At 75.0% G+C, this 823-nt stretch carries 2 protein-coding genes; both read right to left on the bottom strand.

Going from position 1 to position 823, the window contains the following annotated elements; genetic code table 11:
- Positions 1-132: phage head-tail joining protein (locus D3P35_RS27070; protein WP_370032667.1), on the bottom strand; the 132-nt coding region annotated here is incomplete at its 3' end.
- Positions 133-134: 2 nt separating this feature from the next.
- On the bottom strand, positions 135-823 hold a 689-nt coding region (locus D3P35_RS25890), incomplete at its 5' end, for a terminase gpA endonuclease subunit (protein ID WP_198670814.1).

Below are 823 nucleotides of genomic sequence, written 5' to 3'. Positions count from 1 at the left end.
GATCATCCGCAAGGTCGCGCGCATCTCGGTGAGCGAGCGGAAGGTCACGCTCTCGCCGTTCAGCGAGGCGCTGCTCAGCCCCCGCGCGATCGCGCGCTTCAGCGCATCGCGGTCCTCTGTCGTGAAGGCCATGGTCATCTCCTCAGGAAACGCATCGTGCTCGGGCCCCGCTGTGGTGGTGGTGCCTCCGGCACGGGCGAACTGGTGCCCCGCTCCGGGACCTCGGCGGGGGTGTCATCGGTGGCCGGGGCGACCCCCTCGGGCGTGAGCGGCACGGCCCGTGCGTTGTCGGCACCGAGCCGGGCCCAGTCCGGCGGATCGGCCGGCTCGATCGCCTCGGCCCGCAGCAGGTAGGCGAGCGCCAGGGCGTAGACCGCGAGGTCGAGGGCCTCGTTGCGCTTGCGGCCCGGGCGCAGCTCCCAGCCCTTCGCCCCGCGCCGCTCCGCCGACATCTCCTCGGCGACGTTCGGCGGCAGGTCGCGCAGCAGCCGCAGCGTGCGGGCCCCCTCGTGGCCGCGCAGCAGCGCCGCGCAGATCTCGTCCTTCAGCGCGTCGGTGCTCGCCTGCACCAGCGGCAGGTCGCGCAGCGGTTTGCGCCGGCCGGTGCTGCGCGTCTCGATGAACACCCGCTCCACGCGGTCGCGCCGCTTGCCGCCGATGCCCTTCACCAGGTGCCAGCGCGCCGCTTCGCCCGCCCGTCGCCGCGCCCGCCAGAAGGCATAGGCGTTCGGCGTCACCCCCGGCGAACCGCCGCTGTCCACGATCACGCCGACCGGGCGCAGCGCGTGGGCACCGCCCGCCACCGGGAAGCCGCGCTCGGCCA

Source organism: Oceanicella sp. SM1341 (assembly GCF_003448965.1).
Taxonomy (GTDB): domain Bacteria; phylum Pseudomonadota; class Alphaproteobacteria; order Rhodobacterales; family Rhodobacteraceae; genus Paroceanicella.
Note: the sequence above shows the minus strand (reverse complement) of the source record. Positions and strands in the feature narration are given on the sequence as shown.